At 73.9% G+C, this 21,419-nt stretch carries 19 protein-coding genes; 12 read left to right on the top strand and 7 right to left on the bottom strand.

Annotated features, from left to right (window positions below; genetic code table 11):
* Positions 1 to 40 precede the first annotated feature (40 nt).
* From ACQPXD_RS19375 to ACQPXD_RS19365, 3 genes are read right to left on the bottom strand one after another with little or no spacing between them, the layout of a single operon-like run.
* Complete coding sequence (locus tag ACQPXD_RS19375) at positions 41 to 1,444, bottom strand: acetyl-CoA carboxylase biotin carboxylase subunit (protein ID WP_432840364.1); 1,404 nt, start codon at positions 1,442 to 1,444, stop codon at positions 41 to 43.
* Positions 1,441 to 2,007: an acetyl-CoA carboxylase biotin carboxyl carrier protein gene (locus ACQPXD_RS19370; protein WP_432840362.1), complete on the bottom strand. Its 567-nt coding sequence runs from the start codon at positions 2,005 to 2,007 to the stop codon at positions 1,441 to 1,443. Before ACQPXD_RS19370 ends, ACQPXD_RS19375 begins: the two co-directional genes overlap by 4 nt.
* Positions 2,004 to 3,743 (bottom strand): acetyl-CoA carboxylase carboxyltransferase subunit alpha, encoded by a 1,740-nt coding sequence (locus ACQPXD_RS19365; protein WP_432840360.1) that lies wholly within the window; start codon positions 3,741 to 3,743, stop codon positions 2,004 to 2,006. The genes ACQPXD_RS19370 and ACQPXD_RS19365 overlap by 4 nt, the downstream gene beginning before the upstream one ends.
* Positions 3,744 to 3,998: 255 nt before the next feature.
* On the opposite strand from ACQPXD_RS19365, the gene ACQPXD_RS19360 reads away from it, so the two are divergent.
* The 5 genes from ACQPXD_RS19360 to ACQPXD_RS19340 are packed head-to-tail and all read left to right on the top strand — an operon-like array spanning position 3,999 to position 8,696.
* Positions 3,999 to 4,760 carry an SDR family NAD(P)-dependent oxidoreductase gene (locus tag ACQPXD_RS19360; protein ID WP_432840358.1) on the top strand — a complete coding sequence of 254 codons (762 nt, stop codon included), beginning with the start codon at positions 3,999 to 4,001 and terminating at the stop codon, positions 4,758 to 4,760.
* 35 nt (positions 4,761 to 4,795) lie between these two features.
* Positions 4,796 to 5,833 (top strand): ketoacyl-ACP synthase III family protein, encoded by a 1,038-nt coding sequence (locus tag ACQPXD_RS19355; RefSeq protein WP_432840356.1) that lies wholly within the window; start codon positions 4,796 to 4,798, stop codon positions 5,831 to 5,833.
* 24 nt (positions 5,834 to 5,857) lie between these two features.
* The gene (locus ACQPXD_RS19350; RefSeq protein WP_432840354.1) at positions 5,858 to 6,922 is read left to right on the top strand and encodes a glucose-1-phosphate thymidylyltransferase; all 1,065 of its coding nucleotides are present in this window, start codon (positions 5,858 to 5,860) and stop codon (positions 6,920 to 6,922) included.
* Positions 6,919 to 7,911 (top strand): NAD-dependent epimerase/dehydratase family protein, encoded by a 993-nt coding sequence (locus ACQPXD_RS19345; RefSeq protein ID WP_432840352.1) that lies wholly within the window; start codon positions 6,919 to 6,921, stop codon positions 7,909 to 7,911. Before ACQPXD_RS19350 ends, ACQPXD_RS19345 begins: the two co-directional genes overlap by 4 nt.
* A 14-nt stretch (positions 7,912 to 7,925) precedes the next feature.
* Positions 7,926 to 8,696: a cyclase family protein gene (locus ACQPXD_RS19340; RefSeq protein WP_432840350.1), complete on the top strand. Its 771-nt coding sequence runs from the start codon at positions 7,926 to 7,928 to the stop codon at positions 8,694 to 8,696.
* A 31-nt stretch (positions 8,697 to 8,727) separates the two neighbouring features.
* On the opposite strand, the gene ACQPXD_RS19335 is transcribed toward ACQPXD_RS19340, so the two are convergent.
* Positions 8,728 to 9,480, bottom strand: a complete 753-nt coding sequence (locus ACQPXD_RS19335; protein WP_432840348.1) for an AfsR/SARP family transcriptional regulator — start codon at positions 9,478 to 9,480, stop codon at positions 8,728 to 8,730.
* Positions 9,481 to 9,794: 314 nt separating this feature from the next.
* On the opposite strand from ACQPXD_RS19335, the gene ACQPXD_RS19330 reads away from it, so the two are divergent.
* Both ACQPXD_RS19330 and ACQPXD_RS19325 read left to right on the top strand, forming a co-directional pair.
* Complete coding sequence (locus tag ACQPXD_RS19330) at positions 9,795 to 10,583, top strand: SDR family NAD(P)-dependent oxidoreductase (protein ID WP_432840346.1); 789 nt, start codon at positions 9,795 to 9,797, stop codon at positions 10,581 to 10,583.
* A 24-nt stretch (positions 10,584 to 10,607) separates the two neighbouring features.
* A complete protein-coding gene (locus ACQPXD_RS19325; RefSeq protein ID WP_432840344.1) occupies positions 10,608 to 11,735 on the top strand; it encodes a nucleotide disphospho-sugar-binding domain-containing protein in 1,128 nt (375 codons plus the stop codon).
* Positions 11,736 to 11,804: 69 nt separating this feature from the next.
* Here ACQPXD_RS19325 and ACQPXD_RS19320 read toward each other — a convergent pair whose 3' ends face one another.
* Positions 11,805 to 13,418, bottom strand: a complete 1,614-nt coding sequence (locus tag ACQPXD_RS19320) for an MFS transporter (RefSeq protein WP_432840342.1) — start codon at positions 13,416 to 13,418, stop codon at positions 11,805 to 11,807.
* A 118-nt stretch (positions 13,419 to 13,536) separates the two neighbouring features.
* Between ACQPXD_RS19320 and ACQPXD_RS19315 the strand changes: the two genes are divergently transcribed.
* The 3 genes from ACQPXD_RS19315 to ACQPXD_RS19305 all read left to right on the top strand — a co-directional run bounded on the left by ACQPXD_RS19315 (position 13,537) and on the right by ACQPXD_RS19305 (position 16,771).
* Positions 13,537 to 14,244: a PadR family transcriptional regulator gene (locus ACQPXD_RS19315; protein ID WP_432840340.1), complete on the top strand. Its 708-nt coding sequence runs from the start codon at positions 13,537 to 13,539 to the stop codon at positions 14,242 to 14,244.
* Between the two features lie 156 nt (positions 14,245 to 14,400).
* The gene (locus tag ACQPXD_RS19310; protein WP_432840338.1) at positions 14,401 to 15,561 is read left to right on the top strand and encodes a nucleotide disphospho-sugar-binding domain-containing protein; all 1,161 of its coding nucleotides are present in this window, start codon (positions 14,401 to 14,403) and stop codon (positions 15,559 to 15,561) included.
* 40 nt (positions 15,562 to 15,601) lie between these two features.
* Positions 15,602 to 16,771, top strand: coding sequence for a nucleotide disphospho-sugar-binding domain-containing protein (locus ACQPXD_RS19305; protein WP_432840336.1), 1,170 nt, complete (start codon positions 15,602 to 15,604; stop codon positions 16,769 to 16,771).
* On the opposite strand, the gene ACQPXD_RS19300 is transcribed toward ACQPXD_RS19305, so the two are convergent.
* The gene (locus tag ACQPXD_RS19300; RefSeq protein ID WP_432840334.1) at positions 16,746 to 17,414 is read right to left on the bottom strand and encodes a dTDP-4-dehydrorhamnose 3,5-epimerase family protein; all 669 of its coding nucleotides are present in this window, start codon (positions 17,412 to 17,414) and stop codon (positions 16,746 to 16,748) included. The two genes, ACQPXD_RS19305 and ACQPXD_RS19300, sit on opposite strands and share 26 nt — an antisense overlap.
* Before the next feature lie 143 nt (positions 17,415 to 17,557).
* On the opposite strand from ACQPXD_RS19300, the gene ACQPXD_RS19295 reads away from it, so the two are divergent.
* On the top strand, positions 17,558 to 18,562 hold the full coding sequence (locus ACQPXD_RS19295; RefSeq protein WP_432840332.1) for an NAD-dependent epimerase/dehydratase family protein: 1,005 nt from the start codon (positions 17,558 to 17,560) through the stop codon (positions 18,560 to 18,562).
* Between the two features lie 32 nt (positions 18,563 to 18,594).
* On the top strand, positions 18,595 to 19,794 hold the full coding sequence (locus tag ACQPXD_RS19290) for a nucleotide disphospho-sugar-binding domain-containing protein (RefSeq protein ID WP_432840330.1): 1,200 nt from the start codon (positions 18,595 to 18,597) through the stop codon (positions 19,792 to 19,794).
* 30 nt (positions 19,795 to 19,824) lie between these two features.
* Here the strand turns inward: ACQPXD_RS19290 and ACQPXD_RS19285 are convergent, their stop codons facing one another.
* Complete coding sequence (locus tag ACQPXD_RS19285) at positions 19,825 to 21,345, bottom strand: acyl-CoA carboxylase subunit beta (protein ID WP_432843898.1); 1,521 nt, start codon at positions 21,343 to 21,345, stop codon at positions 19,825 to 19,827.
* Between the last annotated feature and the right edge of the window lie 74 nt (positions 21,346 to 21,419).

Raw genomic sequence — 21,419 nt, 5'->3', positions numbered from 1 at the left:
GACTCCGGCTCGATTCGCGGCGGAACCCGGGCGCCCCGGCTCAGGCGGGCGCGGACGCCGGCACCGCGCGGCGGTCTGCGCCGTCGAGCATCGAGGCCACCAGCCGCGTATCGTGCGCGCCGCGGCGGAACGCGGGATCGTCGAGCACCCGGTGCAGGAACGGGATCGTGGTGGTGACCCCCGGCCCGCTCACCCGGAACTCGGCGAGCGCCCGGTGCATCCGGGCGATCGCCTGCTCCCGGTCCGGCGCGGCCACCACGACCTTCGCCAGCAGCGAGTCGTAGGCGGCGGAGATCCGGCAGCCCGGATGCGCGTAGGTGTCGACCCGGACGAACGGCCCGGCCGGCGGGCTGAACTCGGTCAGCCGGCCCGGCGCCGGGGCGAAGCCGCGGTCCGGGTCCTCGGCGTTGACCCGGCACTCGATGACCGCGCCGCGCGGGCGGATGTCGGCCTGGCGCAGCTGGATCGGGTGCCCGGCCGCGATCCGCAGCTGCTCGCGGACTAGGTCGATGCCGGTCGCCATCTCGGTCACCGGATGCTCGACCTGGATGCGGCAGTTCACCTCCATGAAGTAGAAGTTCTGCGCCTCGTCGACGAGAAACTCGAACGTGCCGGCCCCGACGTAGCCCGCGGCGCGGGCACCCTCGATGGCGGCCGCCGCCATGCGTTGCACCAGCGCGTGCGGCAACCCGGGCGCCGGGGTCTCCTCGACGATCTTCTGATGCCGGCGCTGCACCGAGCAGTCCCGCTCGCCGAGGTGCAGCGCGTTGCCGAACGCGTCGCAGAGGATCTGGATCTCCACGTGCCGCGCGCCGGCGATGTACCGCTCGATGTACACGCGATGGTCGCCGAACAGTTGCTGCGCCGCCGATCGGGTGCCGCGGTACCGCTCGGCGAGCTGCGCGGGCTCGTGCACCACCTGCATGCCGCGGCCGCCACCGCCGGCCGCCGCCTTGATGATGAGCGGAAAGCCGGTCTGCCCGGCGACGGCGGCCGCCTCGGTCACGTCACCGACCGGGTGCAGGCTTCCGGGCAGCATCGGCATGCCGTGGCCGGCCAGCAGCATCCGCGCGCGCACCTTGTCGCCGAGGGTGGCGATCACTGCGGCGGAGGGGCCGACGAAGGCGATGCCGTTGGCCGCGCACGCGGCGCTGAAGTCGGCGTTCTCCGCGAGGAAGCCGTAGCCGGGGTGGATGGCGTCGGCACCGCAGCGCCGGGCGGCCTCCAGGATCGCGGCCATGTTCAGGTAGCTCTGCCGGGCCGGTGGCGGCCCGATCCGCACCGCGACGTCCGCGGTGCGCACGAGCGTCGTGTCGGCGTCCTCGGTCGAGTACACCGCCGCCACGTTGATGCCGGCCTCCCGGCAGGTGCGGGCGATCCGCAGCGCGATCTCGCCGCGGTTGGCGATCAGCAGCGTGCGGAACCAGGGCTCGCGGCCGGTCATGCCGCGTCCACCGGGGCGACCGCGAACAACCGCTGCCCGAACTCCACGGCGGTGCCGTCGCCGACCAGCACCCGCAGGATGCGGCAGTGCCGGTCGGCCTCCACCGGAATCATGAGCTTCATCGCCTCCACGATGCCGACCTGCTGGCCGGGCGCCACCAGGCCACCCGGCTCGACGAACGGCGGCGCGCCGGGCTCCGGCGCCACGTAGAACGTGCCGACCGTAGGCGCGTGCAGGTGGTCCGTCGCCGTCGCCGCGGCGACCGGCCCGTGCCCGTCCACCGGGGCGGCCGGAGCGTGCGCCTCCAGTTGGGCGGCCGAAGCGTGCGCCGCCACCGGGGCGGGCGGGTGGTGCGCCGCCACCGGGGCGTCGGGGGTCCGGTCCCAGCCCACCTCGAGGTCGACCTCGCCCACCCGCAGCCGCAGCCGGGCGGGCGGCAGCGGGACCCCGGCCAGCAGCTTGAGCACCGTGTCGTGGACCGCGTCCAGCGCGGCCAGGTCGCCCCGCTCGTCGGCGCGCCAGCCGGCGGCGTGCTCCGTTTCGCGGGCGCCGTCGGCGTTCATCCGCGTGCTCCGACCGCCGTCGCCGCCGTGGCGCCGATCGCCCGGAACCGCGCCTGGCGGCCGCGCACCAGCCGGTCCGGTTCCTGCTCCCGCAGCGCGCCGAAGCGCAGCAGCACCGCGCGCCGCACCGCCTCGGCCATGGCCGGCGGATCGGCCTGCGCCCCGCCCGGCGGCTCCGGCACCACGCCGTCGACGACGCCGAGCTCGAGCAGGTCCCGGGCGGTGATCCGCAGCGCGGACGCCGCGGCCGGCGCCTGGCCGGGGTCCTTCCACAGGATCGCGGCGCACCCCTCCGGCGTGATCACCGAGTACACGGCGTTGCCGAGCATCAGCACCTCGTCGGCCATCGCGAGCGCCAGCGCGCCGCCGCTGCCGCCCTCGCCGGTGATCACCGCCACGACGGGCACCGGCAGGCCGGCGAGCAGCCGCAGGTTCTCGGCGATGGCGACCGCTTGGCCGCGCTCCTCCGCCTCGACCCCCGGGTACGCCCCGGGGGTGTCGATCAGGGTCAGCACCGGTATCCCGAGCTTGCCGGCCAGCCGCAGCACGCGGGCGGCCTTGCGGTAGCCCTCGGGGCTCGCCATCCCGAAGTTGCGCCGGGCGAGCTCCGCGGCGCCGTGCCCCTTCTGATGCCCGATCACGACGACCGGCGCACCGGCCATCCGCCCGACGCCGGCGACGATCGACGCGCAGTCCCCGCCGAGCCGGTCGCCGTGCAGTTCCTCGAACTCGTCGAGCATCAGCCCGATGTAGTCCAGCGTGGTGGGCCGCTCGACCCGGCGCGCGAGCCGAACCACCTGCCACGAGTCGCGCCGGGCGAGCCCACGCGGGTCGCGCACCGCCGGATCGCCGCCGTCGGCGTCCGCGGCGAGCCCCGCCGGCCCGGGCCGCCGGCCGGCCGCCAGCAGCCGCCCGAGCGTGGCGCGCAGCGCGGCCCGCGGCCGGACGAGGTCGACGAAGCCCTTCTTCAGCAGGAACTCGGCGGTCTGGAACCCGGCCGGCAGCCGCTGCTTGATGGTCTGTTCGATGACCCGCGGACCGGCGAACCCGAGCCGGGCGCCGGGCTCGGCCACGATCACGTCGCTCAGCGTCGCGAACGAGGCGGCGACGCCGCCGAAGGTGGGGTCGGTGATGAGGGAGATGGTGAGGATGCCGGCCCGGTCGAGCCGTTGCATGGCGACGCTCGTCTTCGCCATCTGCATCAGCGCGATCGCGCCCTCCTGCATCCGGGCGCCGCCCGAGGCGGTGACGACCAGCAGCGGAACGCGCTCGGCCAGCGCGGTCTCCGCGGCCTGGCTGATCAGCTCGCCCACGACCGCGCCCAGGCTGCCGCCGAGGAAGCGGAAGTCCATCGCGGCGATCACCACGCGATGCCCGTCGATCGCGGCGCGGACGCACAGCACCGCCTCGGCCATGCCGGTGCCGGAGCGGGCCGCGCGCAACCGTTCCGGGTACGGCCGGCTGTCGACGAACCGGAGCGGATCCGCGTCGGCGGCGTCCTCCCGCGGATCGGGCCCCGGCGGCACGAGCGGGGCGACCGAGCCCGCATCCGCCAGCAGCCCGACGCGTTGCTCGGCGGTCAACGCGCCGTGGCGGCCGCACTCCGGGCACACCATCGCCATGCGCGTCAGCCGCGGTCCGTACACGACCGCCCGGCATCGCTGGCAGAGGACCCACGTGTTGGCCTCATCGGGCGGCACCGGCCACGCTGCCCGGTCCGAAGTCGTTGCTCGCATCTGATCGCACCAAACCCCTTCGTGGCGACGCCCATCGCGTCCTGGCCGCAAGTGGCGACGCCCATCCGCGTCCCGGCCGGAACACGACAGTGCCGGGGGCGGCTCGCGGCTGTTTCAAGGCCCGGTGGATGCACCCGCGCCGCCTCGGACAGCGTTCGAGCCAGGTTTGAAGCGGCGGGCAGAGCATGGCTGCGCGGACGCGGCGGTGGGCCCGTCCACAGGCCCGGGCGAAGGGCGGCGACACGGAGGCGTCACATGGATCTGGGATTGCGCGACAAGACGGTCCTCGTCACCGGCGGTACCAAGGGCATCGGCGCGGCGACGGCCCGCGCCTTCTCCCGCGAGGGCGCCCGGGTGGCGCTCACCTACCGCTCGGACGCCGCCGCGGCCCGCGGGATCGCCGACGAGCTCGGCGCGGCCGAGGACCGCGCGTGTCACCTCCGGTACGCGCTGGACGAGCCGGACTCGCCGCGACTCGCGGTCGAACAGCTGACGCAGCGGTGGGGCGGCGTCGACGTGCTGGTGGCCAACGCGCTGTTCCGGGGCCGGCGCCGGGCGCCGCAGGAGCGGTTCGACGAGTGGCCTGCCACGCAGTGGCTTCCGCTGCTCACCCACAACCTGGCCGGCACGGTCCGCACCGTCCAGCTCGCCCTGGCCGGCATGCGCGAGCGGGGCTGGGGTCGCATCGTGCTGATCTCCTCGCACGTCGCCGCCGACGGCGCACCGGGCCAGGAGATCTACGGCGCCGGCAAGTCGGCGCTGCACGGGCTCGCCCGCAGCCTCGCCTGGGACTGCGGGCGCTGCGGTGTCCTGGTGAACGTGGTGTGCCCGGGCCTCACCACCACGCAGGGGGTCACCGCGGTCCTCCCGGCCGAGGTCCGCGACGGCGAGCTCGCCCGCACGCCGGCCCGGCGGCTCAGCGCGCCCGAGGACATCGCCAACGTCGCGCTGTTCCTCGGTTCCGCGGCCAACGGCAACGTGCACGGCGAGGTCGTCACCGTCGCCGGCGGCCGCTGAGCTCAACCACCCGATCGCAACCCGAAGGACGTGTCATGCAATGGACTGATCTCTACATCAGCGGCGTCGCCGCCTGGCTGCCCGAACCGCGCACGACGGACGCGGCGGTCGCGGCCGGCATACTGCCCCGCGAGCGGCGGGACCTGCTGGGCATCGACTCGGTCACGGTGGCCTCCGACGACGAGTCCGACGCGCCGCCCCGGATGGCGGTCCGCGCCGCCGAGGCCGCGCTGAAGCGCGCCGGCGCCTCGCCCGACGACGTCGCCCTCGTGGTGCACAGCAGCCTGTGGTTCCAGGGCGCCGACTGCTGGCCGGTCGCGAGCTACGTCGCGAACGAGGCGGTGGGCCGGCTGGTGCCCGCGTTCGAGGTGCTGCAGCGCTGCAACGGCGGCATGTGGTCGATCGATCTCGCCGCGCGGTATCTCGCGGCCGGCGGGGCCGGCGGGGCCGGCGGCACCGCGGCGCTGCTGACCACCGCGGACCGGTTCAGCGATCCGATGATCGACCGCTGGAACTGCGTCGACGTGACGATGTACGGCGACGGCGCCGCGGCGCTGGTGCTCTCCACCACCTCCGGGTTCGCCCGCGTGCTGTCCACCGCCACGGCGGCGGACAACTCCCTCGAGGGCCTGGCCCGCGGCCTGGAACCGCTGTCCGGGCACCGCCCGACCGGCCCCATCGACCTGGTGCGGCGCACCGTCGATTATGTGTCGACCGGCGTGTACCCGGATCTGATCCACCGCTACCTGGAGCTGCTGGTCTCCGCCAAGGACCGGGCACTGGAGGACTCCGGCACCACCCCGGAGCAGCTGCGATGGGCCGTCATCCCGGTGTCGCGCCGCGGCACCGGACACGAGCTGTACCACCTGCTCGGCGTCCCCGACGAGCGGACCAGCTGGGCGTTCGGCCGCACCACCGGGCACGTCGGGTCCGGCGACCAGTTCGCCGGCCTGGCCCACGTCGTCGAGACCGGCGAGGTGGCCGCCGGCGACCGCATCCTGCTCTTCGGCGGAGGAGCCGGCTTCACCTGCACCGCGGCGGTCGTCGAGATCCTCGACGTGCCCCGGTGGTGACCGGGACACCTGGGGGGACGAGTCGTGAAAGCGCTGGTACTTTCCGCGGGCTCGGGCACGAGGCTGCGGCCACTGACCTACTCCATGCCCAAGCAACTGGTGCCGCTGGCCAACAAGCCGGTCCTGCTCTACTGCCTGGAGAACCTCGCCGAGATCGGCGTCAAGGACGTGGGGATCGTCGTCGGGCCCAACGGCGGTGAGATCCGCCGTACCGTCGGCGACGGCGGCCGGCTCGGGCTGAACGTCACATACGTGCCGCAGGAGGCCGCGCTCGGGCTGGCGCACTGCGTGCTGATCGCCCGCGACTTCCTGGCCGACGACGACTTCGTCATGTACCTGGCCGACAACGTGTTCGCCGCGGGGCTGGGCGACGCCGCGACGGCCTTCCACGCGCGGCGGCCGGACGCCCAGGTCGTGGTCACCGCCGTGCCGGACCCCGCCGCGTTCGGCGTGGCGGTGCTCGACGAGGCGGCCCGGGTCACCGGGCTGGTCGAGAAGCCCGACCGGTTCGTCAGCGATCTCGCCGTCACGGGCGCTTACTTCCTCACCCCGGCCATCCACGCGGCGGTCCGGCGCCTGCGGCCCAGCCGGCGCGGCGAGCTCGAGATCACCGACGCGCTGCAGCTGCTGGTGTCCGACGGCGCCGACGTGCGGGCGGTCCGCTACCGCGGCTACTGGAAGGACACCGGGCGGATCGAGGACGTGCTGGAGTGCCACCGGGTCCTGGTCGAGCGCATCGTGCCGCGGATCCTCGGCCACGTCGACGAGGCCAGCCGGCTCTCCGGAAGAGTGGTCGTCGAGCCCGGCGCGCGGATCATCCGCTCACACATCGAGGGCCCGGCCATCATCGGCGCGAACGCGCAGGTCACGGACAGCTACGTCGGGCCATACACCGCGCTCGGCGCGGACTGTGTGCTGCAGCACGCGGGCGTGGATTCGTCGATCATCCTGGACCGGGTGTCGGTTCGGGGCGTGCGCGACATCTCCGGGTCGTTCATCGGGCGGTCCTCGTACATCGCGGCGGCCGCCGAGGTGTCGCGCCACCGGCTGGTCATCGGCGACGACACCCGCGTCGAGGTGCTGCGATGAGCGGCGGCCCGGCGCCGGTGAGCGCGGGCGGCGCCCGGGTGGCCGGGCCGCGGCCGGACCGGGTGCTGGTCGTGGGCGCGAGCGGGTTCGTCGGACGGCACGTGTCCGCCGCCTTCGCCGACCGCGGCTGCGGGGTGTGGGCGGTGGCGCCGCGCGGCGCGCCGGCACCGCCGAGTTACCCGGTCCGGCTGGATCTGCTGGACGCTCCCGTCGCCGAGCTGACCGATCTGCTGTACCGCGAGCGGATCGGCGTCGTGGTGAACGCCGCCGGCGGCGTCTGGGGCCTCGACGAGGAGCAGATGCGGCTGCGCAACGTCGTCCTCGTCGACCGGCTGGTGCGCGCGCTGGTCGCGCTGCCCTGGCGGTGCCGCCTGATCCAGCTCGGCTCGGTCCACGAGTACGCCGCGGTGCCCCCGGGCACCAGCGTGGACGAGCGCACGCCGGCCGATCCGGTCACCCCGTACGGGCGGACGAAGCTGCTCGGCAGCCGCGTGGCGCTCGCCGCGTTCCGCTCCGGCCGGGTCGGCGGGCTGGTGCTGCGCGCGTCCAACGTGGTCGGCGCCGGCGCTCCCCCGGTGAGCCTGCTCGGCCGGGTCGCGGCCGACCTGGCCGCGGCCGCCGGGACGGCGGACCCGGTGCTGCACCTGCCGCCGCTGCACGGCCGGCGGGACTTCCTCGACGCGCGCGACCTCGCCGACGCCGTGGCCGCGAGCGTGACCGCCGGCGTGAGCGGGGTGCCCGTGAACGTGGGCAGCGGCCGCGCCGTGGAGGTCCGGTGGCTCGTCGAACGGCTGGTCGAGGTCAGCGGGGTCGGCGCCCGGATCGTCGCCGCGGATTCCGCCGGGGCGGCGGCCGGGGCCCGCCGCGACGGGGGCGCGGCGTGGCAACGGCTCGACATCGGCGCGGCGTGGCGGCTGCTCGGCTGGCAGCCGCGCCGGGAGATCACCGATTCGCTGGCGTCCCTCTGGGACGCCGTCCAGCGCACCTGACTCAGGAGGCCGCGGTGCCCATCATCGACCTTTCCGTGCCGATCGACGCACAGCTGTGGGAGCCGGACCCGGTGACCCACGAGAACCTCAGCCCGGCGGCCGGCGCCAAACACATGGCCGCCGGCATGCGCGAGCGTTTCGGGCTGGACTTCGACCCGGCGGAGCTGCCCGACGCCGAGTTCCTCGACATCGACTTCGTGCGGGCCAGCACGCATACCGGCACCCACGTGGACGCGCCCGCGCACTACGGCACCCGCACCACCTACGGCACGCCACGCACCATCGACCAAATGCCGCTGGACTGGTTTCACCGGCCGGCGTTCGTGCTGGACGTCACGGGCGCCGGAACGGGAACCGTCGGCGCCGATTTCATCGCCGCCGCGGTCGCCCGCATCGGCTACCAACCGCAGCCCATGGACATCGCGCTGCTGCACACCGGTGCGGCCGGCCGGCACGGCACGCCCGATTACTTCACCCAATTCACCGGCCTCGACGGACCGGCGACGGAGCTGCTGCTCGACCTGGGTGTCAAGGTGATCGGCACCGACGCTTTCAGCCTTGACGCCCCATTCACGCACATCATCGAGCAGTACCGGCGCGACCGCGACCGGCGAGTGCTCTGGCCGGCCCATTTCGCCGGGCGCCGGCGCGAGTACTGTCAGATCGAACGACTGACCAACCTCGACCGGCTCCCGCCATCCGGCTTCACCGTCTCGTGCTTTCCGGTGAAGATCGCCCGCGCCGGCGCGGGCTGGGCCCGCGCGGTGGCGCATGTGCCGGAGTGACTTGGCCGGGTGCCGTCGGCACCCGGCCGGGTCAGCCGATGGCCAGGATGTCGCGATGCAGCAACTGGACCTCCGCCGATGGCTCGAGTCCGAGCTCGTCGTTGAGCACGGCACGGAGGTTCTGGTAGGCCTGCAGCGCCTCGTTGCGCCGCCCGCACTGGGTGAGGATGCCAATGAGTTGCCGGTGGAACCACTCGTTGAGGGGCTGGGCGATGACCAGCGAACGCAGCTCACCGATCAGCTCGCGGTAGCGGCCGAGCCGGATGTCGGCCTCGATCCGCAGCTCCGTGGCACGCAACCGCTCCTCCTCCAGGTACGCGGCGTAGGCGCGCAGGTGATTGCCGAGCGTGACGTTGGACAGCGGTGGTCCCGTCCAGAGGTCGAGCGCGGTACGCAGCCGGTCCGATGCCTCCGCCGCCATCCCCTTGTCGAGCAGCGCCCGGCCCTGCGTCGTGAGCTGGGTGAACCGGTCGGCGTCCAGCTGCCCCGGCCGCACCCGCAGCAGATAGCCCGGCGCCCGGGTGACGAGCATTTCCCCGTCGGCCGCCAGCCCTTTCTTGGCGATGAGTTTGCGTAATTGGTAGATGTACGTCTGGGTGGTGGTCGTGGCGCTCAACGGCGGGCTCTCGGCCCAGAGCTCGTCGATGAGCGAATCAATGTGGACAATTTGATTTGCATTCATGAGGAGATGGGCCAGAACCCGGCGGACCTTCGGTGCCGTCGGCGTGCACACACCTTTCTCGTAAAGTACTTCCAAAGAGCCCAGAACCTTGAAGAAGGCCATACTAGTCCCCGGTTGCGTCTTCTTCCGGCAATGTGCAGAGCGACCCGCGAGTTATTTCGATGGACCGGACGTCCGGGCACTCACGTTACCCACCGCACTAATTTGATTGCAAGGGGCGCGCTAACCGCAAGTAGCGGGTATGTATCGAAGGTTGTACACGCCGAAGGGCGCCCCGCCCGGGACCGGTCGGTTCACGGCGGCGGCCACCTCCAATTATCGCCATTTGCGACTCTGTCGGCGGTCGAATCGGCCTCGACCTGCGCTCGGCACGCTGGCCCGCGACACCGACCGCCGCACGGAGATGGGGAACGCAGTTGTTGGTCGACGCACGCACCACCACGATGCCACACCGCACCGCGCTGGACCTCACGGGCCGGGTCGCGCTCGTGACCGGGGCCAGCCGCGGCCTGGGCCTCGCCATCGCGGACAAGCTGTCCCGTTCGGGCTGCGAGGTACTGCTCAATTATGTACGCGACGACGCGTCGGCGCAGCGGGCAGTGCGCGGGCTCACCGGCGAGCGCGCCGCGCTGCGTCTCGTCCGCGCCGACGTCGGCCGGCCCGACGAGGTGCGACGGCTGCTCGCCGATGTGGAGAACCGCCATGGCCGGCTCGACATCTTCGTGCACAACGCGTCGGTGTTCCACCCGACGCCGACCGCCGATCCCGACGCCGACGCCTGCGCGGCGGAGCACCGGGTGGCGGTCGGGCCGCTGCTGTACGGCGCCGGACACCTCACCCGCCTGATGCGTCCGGGCACCGGTCGCATCATCGCCATCTCCAGCAGCGGCGGGCGGTATGTCGTCCCCGGCTATCTCGGCCTCGGCATGGCCAAGGCCGCCCTCGAGACGCTGGTGCGCTACCTCGCCGTCGAGGTCGCCGGACACGGCATCACGGTGAACGCGGTCGCCGCCGGCAAGCTGTCCAAGGACGCCGCCGGCGCCGCCTCGGAGGCGGCGGCGCGGGTGGTGGCCCGCACCCCTGCCGGCCGGCTCACCCGGCCGGGCGAGGTGGCCGACGTCGTCGCCCTGCTCTGCCGGCCCGAGGCCGCCGCCGTCCACGGGCAGGTCATCACCGTGGACGGCGGGCTCGGCCTGCTCGCGTGAGGTGGGATGATGCGCATACTCGTGATGGTTTCCCCGCAGCCGACCCACCTCACGCCGATGGTGCCGCTGGCCTGGGCGCTGCGCGCGGCCGGCCACGAGGTTCTGGTGGCCGGCCAGCCCGACATCGGCGATGCCGCCCGCGGCGCCGGTTTCCCGGTGGCCCTGCTGGGCGCCGCCTACGACGACGTCGGCCGGCGCCGGCGGGCGGCGTCCACGCCGGCGCCGCAGGGGCAGGCGCTCTGGGACAGCTTCGCCGAGCGGTGGCGCGACCGGATGCGGCAGGTGGTCCCGCACTATCTCGGCATCGCCGGGCGCTGGCGTCCCGACCTGATCCTCGCCGACCCGCTCGAGTTCGCCGCCGGCATCGTCGGCGCCGGCTTGGCCATCCCGGTGGTCCACCATCGGTGGGGCGTGGACGCGCTCAGCGACACCCGCTGGCGGCACGCCCGCACCGCGCTCGAGCCGGTCTGCGCGGAGTTCGGGCTCGGCGCCGGTCCGCGCCCGCCGGATCTGGTCGTCGATCCCTGCCCGCCCCGGCTGCAGCAGCCCGGCATCAGCGCGGGCGCTCCGGTCCGGTTCGTGCCGTACAACGGCCCGGGCGAGTACCCGGCCTGGCTGCGGCGCGAAGGCCGGCCGCCCCGGCGGGTCTGCGTCTGTCTCGGCACCCGGACCGTGGCGCTGGACGGGGCGGCCGTGCTCGCCAACGTGGTGCGAGCCGTGGCCGGTGTGCGCGGGGTGGACGAGGTCGTGGTCGCCACCGGGCCCGACCGCCGCCGCGAGCTGACCGGCCTGCCGGCGAACGTGCGAGTCGCCGAGTCGGTGCCGCTCAACCTGATGATGCATCGGGTGGCGGCCGTGGTACACCACGGCGGCGCCGGCACCGCCCTCACCGCGACCGCGTTCGGCCGCCCGCAGCTCGTCCTGCCGCAGGCGCCCTACCTGGTCGAGCACGGCGAGCGGATCTCCGCGGTCGGCGCCGGGGTGCTGCTGCGCGAGGCGGAGCAGACCGCGCAGGCCATTGAGTCCGCGGTCGCGGCGCTGCTGAGCGAGCCGGAGTGGCGCGGCAACGCGGAGGACCTGGCCGCGGAGATGGCGGCGAGCCCGCCGCCGGCCGCGCTGGTGCCGTCGCTGACCGCGCTCGCCCGGTCGTGACCGACGGACCGGAGCGGATGTGGCGCCCCGTCGATGGTCCGACGGGGCGCTCCGGTGCGGGCGCGGTGGTCAGGAACGGGCGGAGAGCCCGGGCCCGGTGTCGTCGGCGGGGCTGTCGGCCGCGGCGGCCGGGGCCAGGACCGGGTCGGGCTCGCCGACGCCGGCCGCTTCGGCGTCCTGGATGGTTTCGCGGACGAAGATCGACAGCACGACCGTGACCAGGGACAGCGCCGCGGCGATGAGATAGAGCTGGTTGCTCGCGGTCACGAACGCTTCCCGGACGACGTGCTGGGCCTGCGCGGACAGCTCGTGGATCTGGCCGATGTCGACGGCGCCGTGGGCGACGGTGTTGGTGTACTGCGCGGGCAGTTGCGCGAGGAACAGCGTGTTGAGCAGGGCGCCGAGGATCGCGGTGCCGAAGGCCTGGCCGATGCGATTGCTGAACCGGACCGAGATGGTGGCCACGCCGAGCTGGCTGGGCGGCATGGCGTTCTGCACGGCCAGGGTGGTGACCTGGATGAGGCTGCCGAGCCCGGCGCCGAGCAGCAGCAGGTCGAGGGCGATGTACCAGACGGGCGTGGAGCTGTTGAGCACGCCGAGCATGAACAATGCGACGGTGCACAGGACGTTGCCGACGAGCAGGATCATGCGGTAGCGGCCGAAGCGGGAGATCCAGATGCCGCCGAAGGTCGACATGACGATGAGGCCGGCGGCGAGCGGGACGGTGAACAGGGCCGAGTGTGAAGGCGTCTGGCTGCGGCCGATCTGCAGATAGGTGCCGAGGTAGACGGGCGCGGACATGATCGACAGGCCGGTGAGGAACTGCAGCGGGCTGACGATGCGGTAGACGGGGTTGCGGAACAGGGAGAACGGCAGGATCGGTGCGGGCGTGCGCCGCTCCTGCCAGACGAAGACGGCGAAGGTGACCACGCCCACGACGGCGAGGCCGATGATCGTCGGCGAGGACCAGGAATAGCGGTTGCCGCCCCAGTCGGTGATGAGCAGGATGACGCTGGTGGCCAGCGCGATGAGGACCGCGCCGCCGATGTCGACGGGCTCGCGGCGCTGCTGCTTGGGCATCTGGAACGCGATCAGCATGATGATCAGCGCGGCGATGCCGAGCGGCAGGTTGATGTAGAACAGCCAGCGCCAGGTGGCGTGATCGGCGATGAACCCGCCGAGCAGCGGCCCGGCAATGGTGCCGCCGCCGATCACCGCGCCGCCCAGGCCGGAGCGCTTGGCCCGGGTCCGGGGCGGGGAGATCACCGCGATGATGACGAGGGTGACGCCGACCAGGCCACCGGCGCCGATGCCCTGCACGGCGCGGAACACGATGAGCTCGATCATGTTCTGGGACAGGCCGCACAGCGCCGAACCGGCCACGAACAGGCTGGTGGAGAAGACGAAGACCGCTTTCGGGCCGTAGATGTCGCTGAGCTTGCCGTAGAGCGGCTGGGTGGCGGTGGAGGCCAGGATGTACACCGTGAACAGCCAGGGCAGCAACTGCAGCCCGCGCTGTGGGTCGAGGTCCTGGGCGATCGGCCAGGCGGCGCTGCCGACCACGTTCTGATCAAGGCTGGCCAGCAGCAGGGTGGCCAGCGCGCTGGCGGAGACCCAGCGGGCCCTGGGTGACATGCCCGGCCTCTGCTTCGGCGGCGCTGTCGCCGCGGACTGCTCGCTCATGTGAACTCCTTCCGGGTTGTGGATCGGCGTGACAGGTGTAGAGTGTTCTATAGAACATCTCGATAGTCTAGTAGACTAGACCGTATCTCGGAAAAAGCAACCGGAGGGACCACTGACCATGAATTCGCCCAAACCCGCCGAAACAACGCCGGAGGTCGGCACGGCTCGACCGGCCGAGACCACGCCGGAGGTCGGCACGGCCCGACCGGCCGAGACCATCGCCGCGGCGGCCGAGCAGGGGCCGTCCACCGCGCCGGCGAGCCACCGGGTGTTCCCGCCCAACCGGCCCGCCAGCACCTTGGCCCTGCCGCCCGCGGCGAGCCTCGCCGGGATCGCCGGCATCGCCGGCATCGCCCCGGCCCGCCGCCGCACCAACCGCGGCGACATCCGTTCCGCGGTGCTGACCCTGCTCGCCGAGCAGCCGCTCAACGGCTACCAGCTCATCCAGCGCATCACCGAGCGCAGCAACGGCGGCTGGAAGCCCAGTCCGGGAGGCGTCTACCCGGCCCTGCAACTGCTGGAGGAAGAAGGCATCGTGCGCACCGAAGAGACCCTCGGCCGGAAGACCTACCAGCTCAGCGAGCAGGGCGAGGTCTACGTCAACGACAACTGGGACGCGCTCGCCGCCGTCTGGGCCGACACCACACCGGCCCCCGACGAGCGGCTCGTGGAGATCGGCACCCTCTGCGAGCACGTCCTGACCGCTGTCCGCCACGCCCTCGACGCGGCCGACGACGCCCGGATCGCCCAAGTGCGGCAGCTCCTGCTGGACACCCGCCGCAGCCTCTACCAGATGCTCGCCGCCGCCGCCGACGAGACCGGCTGAGCCGGCCGCCGGCCGGAGCGGGGTCGTCCGCCCCGCTCCGGCCGGAGCGGCGATCGGCACCGCTCCAGCCGGCCGCCAGGCCCGCTCGATCCGCGGCGTCCAGGGTGGACCGCGCAACGCCACCCCGTGGACGGTCCCGCAGGACGAGGAGCACCGATGCGCGTACTGATCATGGGCACCCCGGTGTCCACCCACTTCGCTCCCATGATTCCGCTCGGCTGGGCGCTCCGCGCGAGCGGTCACGAGGTCCTGGTCGCGGGCCAGCCCGACATCGCCGGGGCCGCCCATGCCGCCGGGCTGTCGACCGCGATCGTCGGCGACTACTTCGACGCGCTGGAGCCGCTGACCGCCAATTTGCCCGACGGCAAGCGCCCGATCGAGGTCGGGCGCATCCGGGTCCGCGACGGGCACTGGGACGCGGTCAACAAGATCTGGCTGATCCACTGCCGGTACATGGTTTCGCGATACCTCGAGTTCGCCCGCGAGTGGCGGCCCGACCTCATCGTCTCCGACCCGCTGGAGTTCAGCGCCCTCGTCGTGGGCGGCGTGCTCGGCGTACCCACGGTGAGCCACCGGTGGGGCATCGACCCCAGCGGCAACCCCGGCCAGGAGATGGCGCGCCGCACGATGGGCACCCTGATGGGCCGCATCGGGCTGGCCGAGCTGCCCAGGCCCGCCCTGGTGCTCGATCCCTGCCCGCCGAGCCTGCAGGTGCCCGAGGCGCCGGCCAGCCAGCCGGAGCGGTACATCCCGTTCAACGGCACCGGCTCCCTGCCGGACTGGGCGCTGGCCGAGCCGCGCGGCCGGCGGATCTGCGTGTCGTTCGGGCGCCTCACCGCCGCGCTCAACGGGATTCCGCTGTTCCAGACGGTCATCGACGGGCTGAGCCAGATCGAGGACACCGAGACGATCGTGACCCTGGAGCCGGAGTACCGCGACCAGCTCACCTCGATCCCGGACTCGGTCCGGGTCGTCGATCCGGTCCCGATCAACCTGTTCCTCGGCACCTGCGACGCGGTCGTCCACCACGGCGGCGCCGGCACGACCCTCACCTCGTGCGCCTTCGGCCTGCCGCAGGTGGTGCTGCCCGGCGTCGCGGACATGTTCGTGGTGGCCGAGCGGATTCAGCAGGTGGGCGCCGGGCGGATGCTCGACGAGGCGGAGACCCAGAACGACCCGGCGGCGGTCCGCGACGCCGTGCGCGCCGTGCTCGAGGACCCGGCCCACCGCAAGAGTGCCGAGCAGCTGCGCGACGAGATCAAGGAAATGCCCACGCCCGCCGATGTGGTCACCGTGCTCGAGGGCCTGACCGCCTGAGGCGATCTCCACCGACCCGGCGAACAGACAGGGAGGCGGCGTGCGGGTCCTTATCACCTGTGTGTCGGTCACCAGTCATCTCCTGCCGATCGTGCCGCTGGCGATGGCGCTGCGCGCGGGCGGCCACGAGGTGCTCGTCGCGGGCCAGCCCGACCTCGTGGCGGCCGCGGGCCCGATGGGCCTGTCCACCGCGACGGTCGGCAGCGAGGCCCACGAGGCCGAGCGGCGCGCCCGGATGGCGCAGGTGGCCCGGCAGCACACCGGCGGGGCGGCCCCGTGGCAGCCGACGTGGGAGCAGCTCGCCGACCGCTGGCGGCAGCGGGTCGACGCGGTGGTCGAGCAGCATCTCGACCTCGCCCGGCGGTGGCGGGCGGACCTGATCATCGGCGACCCGCTGGAGTTCAGCGCCCTCATCGTCGGCGCGCTGCTGGGCATTCCCGCGGTGGTGCACCGCTGGGGGCCGGAAACGATGTCCACGCAGGCTCGTGAGCCCGCCCGGCGCGCGCTCGGCGACATCTGCCACCGGCTGGGGCTGCCCGACGGGCTGCCCGAACCGGCGCTGGTGCTCGACCCGTCCCCGCCGAGCTTCGCCTGCCCGGACGCGGCGCCGGCCCGGCCGATCCGCTTCGTGCCGTTCAACGGCGCCGGTTCGGTGCCCGGATGGGTCGGCCGCCGCGGCGCACGCCACCGGATCTGTGTCTCGCTGGGCAGCATGTCGGCCGCGCTCGGTGGGCGGGCCGTCCTCGACACGCTGCTGCCCGTGCTGGACAGCCTGCCCGAGGTGGAGACGATCGTTCTCGGCGCCGGCGCGGACGACCGGCCCGGGCGCGGCGCCGGCCAGGCCCGGCTGGTCGACTCGGTGCCGTTCAACCTCTTCGCCGGCACGTGTGACCTGGTGGCGCACCACGGCGGTTCCGGCAGCGGCCTGACGGCGATCGCATTCGGCCTGCCGCAGCTCGTCCTGCCGCAGTTCAACCCGGCCCTGGCCATGTTCGGCGCGCGGGTGCGGGCCTGCGGCATCGGCATCACCCTCGAAGGCGAGGACCAGCGGGCGCCCGAAACGGTCGCCGGAGCCGTCCGGGACCTGCTCGGCGATCCGCGGTACCGGGCGCGGACCGCCCGGCTCGGCGCCGAAATGCGCCGGCAGCCATCGCCGGCCGAGCTGGTCGCGGTGCTGGAGCGGCTCACCGGCGCAGGGTCTGCGGACTGACCGGCGGGCGCTGCGCCGGCGGGCCGACCGGCGGGGCCGGGTCCGCGCCGGCCCGCGCGTACAGCCGCCGGCACTCGTCGTACGCGGGCAGCTTGCCCGCCGCGGCCGCCTCCGCCACCGACATGGCGTCACGGTCCTTCGCGGACAGCACCAGATCGCTCGTCACCGTGCGCCACGGCAGGTCGAGCGACGGGTCCAGCGGATTGACGTCCACCTGCGTGCCGGCGACGAACTCGGTCGAGCACAGGTAGCCCACGCACGCCTCCTCGCTCAGGGCGAGAAACGCATGTCCGAGGCCCTCGGCGACGCAGACCGCCGCGCCGGAGCGGCTGTCGAGCCGGTTCACGCTGCACCGGCCGAACGCCGGCGAGCCGACCCGCAGGTCGACGACGGCGTCGAGGACCGCGCCCCGGACGCACATCACGACCTTCGCCTGCCCCGGCGGCGTGATCGTGCCATGGATGCCGCGCAGCGTGTTGCGCCGCGAGGTGGAGAAGTTGACCTGCGCTATCGGGAACGGCCGGCCCAGCGCCGCGCCGACCGCGCCGGCCCGGAAGATCTCGAAAAAGGCTCCCCGGGGGTCGCGCAGGTGCCGCGGGGTCACGAGGTATGCGTCCGGCACCGGCAGCTCGACGATCTCCATACCTCGGCAATGTGCCCGAAGCGCATCGACGCGCGGTCGAGCGCGCACTCGACCGGGCATCGACGCCGGGTCGAGCGCGCCAGTGCACCGTGGGTGAGCCGCACGGATCCGCACCGGCCGGACCGGCGAAGCGGAGGGGTCGCATGGCTGAGGACGGTTCCCGTGGTCCGGCAGCGCACGGAGCACCGCGCGGACGCGCGCTCGTGCTGGGTGGTACCGGCTTCGTGGGCCGGCACGTCGTCGCCGCGTTCGCCGGTGACGGCTTCGAGGTGACCTCGGTCTGCCGGCGGCCCCGCGGTGCCCGGGCCATCGCGATGGACCTGGCCGCCGGCGAGCCGGACGCGCTCGCCCGGGTCGTCGACGACCTGCGGCCGCAGGTCGTGGTCAACGCGGCCGGCGCGGTCTGGGAGGTCGACGAGGCCCAGATGATCGCCGGCAACGTGACGCTGGCCCGCAACGTGGTGGCGGCGCTGAGCCGGACGGTCCACACGCCCCGGCTGGTGCACATCGGCTCGGTCAACGAGTACACGCCGCAGCCGTTCGGCCGGGCGCTGGCCGAGACGACCCCGACTGCGCCGGCGACCCAGTACGGACGGACCAAACTGCAGGGCAGCGAGGCCGTGCTGGCGGCGGCCGGGGCCGGGCGGATCGACGCGGTCGTGCTCCGGCTGGCCAATCTCGCCGGCCCGGGATCGCCGCCGTCGAGCCTGCTCGGCCGGGTGGCCCGCCGCCTGCGGCGCGCCGACGGCGGCGACGCGCCGGCCGTGGTCGAGCTCACCGCGCTGCGAGCGCACCGCGACTTCGTCGACGCCCTCGACGCGGCGGCGGCCGTCCGGGCCGCCGCGGCGGCCCGGACGGGCCCGGCGCTGCTGAACATCGGCAGCGGCGTGGCGACCGACATCCGCGCCCTGGTCGACCTGCTCGTCCGGGTGAGTGAGGTGGCGTGCCGGGTCGTCGAGCGGCCCCGCCCGGCGGCCGAGGGCGGGCGCGGCCCCGAGTGGCTGCGCGTGGACATCGGCGCCGCCCGGCGGCTGCTCGGCTGGGCGCCGGCCCGCCGGCTGGAGGACTCGCTCCGCGACCTGTGGGACGAGGTTCGCCGGCTCGCACCAGACGTACCCGCCCCGCGGCCGGCCCGGGCCCCGCGATAAACCGCCCGAATCACGCACGAAGGGAACGACCGATGCGACTGCTGTTCGTCACCTGGACCGGAGGGTCGCACCTCTTTCCGATGGTGCCGCTCGCGTGGGCCGCGCTCGCGGCCGGTCACGAGGTACGGGTGGCGGCGCCGCCCGGGTGCGCCCCGGCGATCACCGGCGCCGGCCTCACCGCCGTCGGGGTCGGGCAGGACCGCCCGTCCGGGCAGATGTCCGGTCGGGCCGACCTCGCCGCCTGGCGGGGCGAGCAACGCTGGCCCCGCCGGTGGGCGGGCTCGCCGGAGGCGCTGGACGACGGCGCCCGGGCCGTCTTCGCGGCCCTCGCCGACAAACAGTTCGCCATGGCCGAGACCATGCTGGACGAGCTCATGGACTTCGCCCGCGCATGGCGGCCGGACGTCGTCGTCCACGACAGCGTCGCCTACGCCGGCGCCGTGGCCGCCGCGGCGCTCGGCGTCCCGGCGTTCAGCCACATGTTCGGCTCGCCGATGATCATGCGCAACGAGCTGCAGGACTTCGCCGGCGAGCCGGTGCCGGGCTACGCCAAGCTGTTCGCGCGCCTCGACGTCGCCCCGCCGGCCGGACCGCACGGGTGGATCGACCCGTGCCCGCCGGCCCTGCAGTGGCCCGCCCCGGTCGAGCGGATCTCGGCGCGCTTCGTGCCCTACAACGGCCCCGGCGAGCACCCGTCCTGGCTGTGGCGCCGCCCGAGCGCGCCCCGCGCCTGTCTGACCTGGGGCATGACCGCGGCCCGGCACCGCCCGCAGGCCATGCCGGAGGTATTCGCCAACGTCCTGACCGTGCTGGCCGATCTCGACCTCGAGATCGTCCTGGCGGTGACCGCCGCGCACCGCGACCGGCTGCCGGCGCTGCCGCCGCGGACCCGGGTGGTGGAGTCGCTGCCGTTCCACCTGCTGCTGCCGACCTGCGACGTGCTGGTCCACCACGGCGGTACCGGCACCGGGCTGACCGCGGTCGCGGCCGGGGTACCGCAGCTGATGGTGCCCCTCGCGCCGGTGCTGGCGGCCTTCAGCGAGCGGGTCGACGCCTGCGGCGCCGGCATCATGTGCGACCCGGCCGAGGAGGGCGACGCCGGCGGCCTGCGCCGGGCCGTCGAGCGGCTGCTCACCGCCGACGGCGCCCGGCGGGCCGCCGCGGTGCGGGACGAGGTGGCGGCGCTGCCGCTGCCGGCCGAGGTGCTCGGCATGATCGAGGCGGCCCGCTGAGCCGCTGCGCCGGCCACGGGCGGGCGCGGGTCACAGCGGAATGTTGCCGTGCTTCCTGGGCGCGCCGATCACCCGCTTGTTCTCCAGCAGCCGCAGGCCGGCGGCGAGCCGGTGCCGGGTGGCCGACGGTTCGATCACCTCGTCGAGGTAGCCGCGGTCGGCCGCCGCATACGGATTGCCGAACCGGTCCTCGTAGTCGGCGACGAGCCGGGCCCGCAGGCCGTCCGGGTCGCTCGCGGCCGCGAGCTCGCGGCGGTGGATGATGTTGACCGCTCCGCCCGCCCCCATCACCGCGATCTCCGCCGTCGGCCACGCGAAGTTGAGGTCGGCGCGGAGGTGCTTGGAGCCCATGACGTCGTAGCCGGCGCCGTACGCCTTCCGGGTGATGACCGTGATCAGCGGCACGGTCGCCTCGGCGTAGGCGTAGATCAGCTTCGCACCGCGCCGGATGATGCCGGCCCATTCCTGCTGGGTGCCGGGGAGGAAGCCGGGCACGTCGACGAGCGACACCACCGGCACGTTGAACGCGTCGCAGGTGCGCACGAACCGGGCCGCCTTCTCGGCGGCGTCGATGTCGAGGCAGCCGGCGAGCCGCATCGGCTGGTTGGCCACGATGCCGACGCTGCGGCCGTCGATCCGCCCGAAGCCCACGATGACGTTCGCCGCGAACAGCTCCGACACCTCCAGGAAGTCCCCGTCGTCGAGCAGCCGGACGATCACCTCGTGCATGTCGTAGGGCTGGTTCGGCGCGGCCGGCACGATCAGGTCGAGCTCCAGGTCCGCCGGCCCGGTCGCGGGGGTTGCGGCACCCGGCCGCCGCGGTACGGCGTCGAGGTTGTTGCTCGGCAGGTAGGCGAGCAGGTCCTGGACGTAGGCGATGGCGTCGGGCTCGTCGCGCGCCAGGTAGTGCGCGTTGCCCGAGGTCGAGCTGTGCACGGCGGCGCCGCCCAGCTCGTCCAGGCTGACCGATTCCCCGGTGACCGCCCGGATGACGTCCGGACCGGTCAGGAACATGCGCGAGATGCCCTCGACCATGATCGTGAAGTCGGTGATCGCCGGCGAGTACGCGGCGCCGCCGGCGCACGGGCCGAGAATCAGCGAGATCTGCGGTACCACGCCGGAGGCCTGGACGTTGCGGTAGAAGATCTCCGCGAACATGCCCATCGCGACGACGCCTTCCTGGATCCGCGCGCCGCCGCCGTCGTTGATGCCGATGATCGGGCAGCCCACCCGCAGCGCCATGTCCATCACCTTGATGATCTTCCCGGCCGAGACCTCGCCGAGCGTGCCGCCGAAGACGCTGAAGTCCTCGCTGAACACGCACACCGGGCGGCCGTCCACCGTCGCGTACCCGGCCACGACACCGTCGCCGCGGCGGTCCGGCCCGCCGGCGTCCGCGCCGCGCGCCGGCCGCGCCAGCGCGTCCACCTCCACGAACGAGCCGTCGTCGACCAGCATGGCGACGCGTTCGCGGGCGGTGCGCTTCCCGGCCGGATGCTGGCGCCGGCCGGCCGCGGTCTCCGCCTGCCCCGGGTCGCAGAGGCGGCGCAGCTCGGCGAGGCGGCCGGCCGGCGTGGGGCGCGGCCGCGGCGGCGGACCCGGGGGCGCCGCGACCGGCTCCGTGC

It is taken from the genome of Dactylosporangium sp. CA-092794 (assembly GCF_050948465.1).
Lineage (GTDB): Bacteria > Actinomycetota > Actinomycetes > Mycobacteriales > Micromonosporaceae > Dactylosporangium.
The sequence above is the reverse complement of the archived record's forward strand: the minus strand, read 5'-3'. Positions and strand labels throughout refer to the sequence as shown.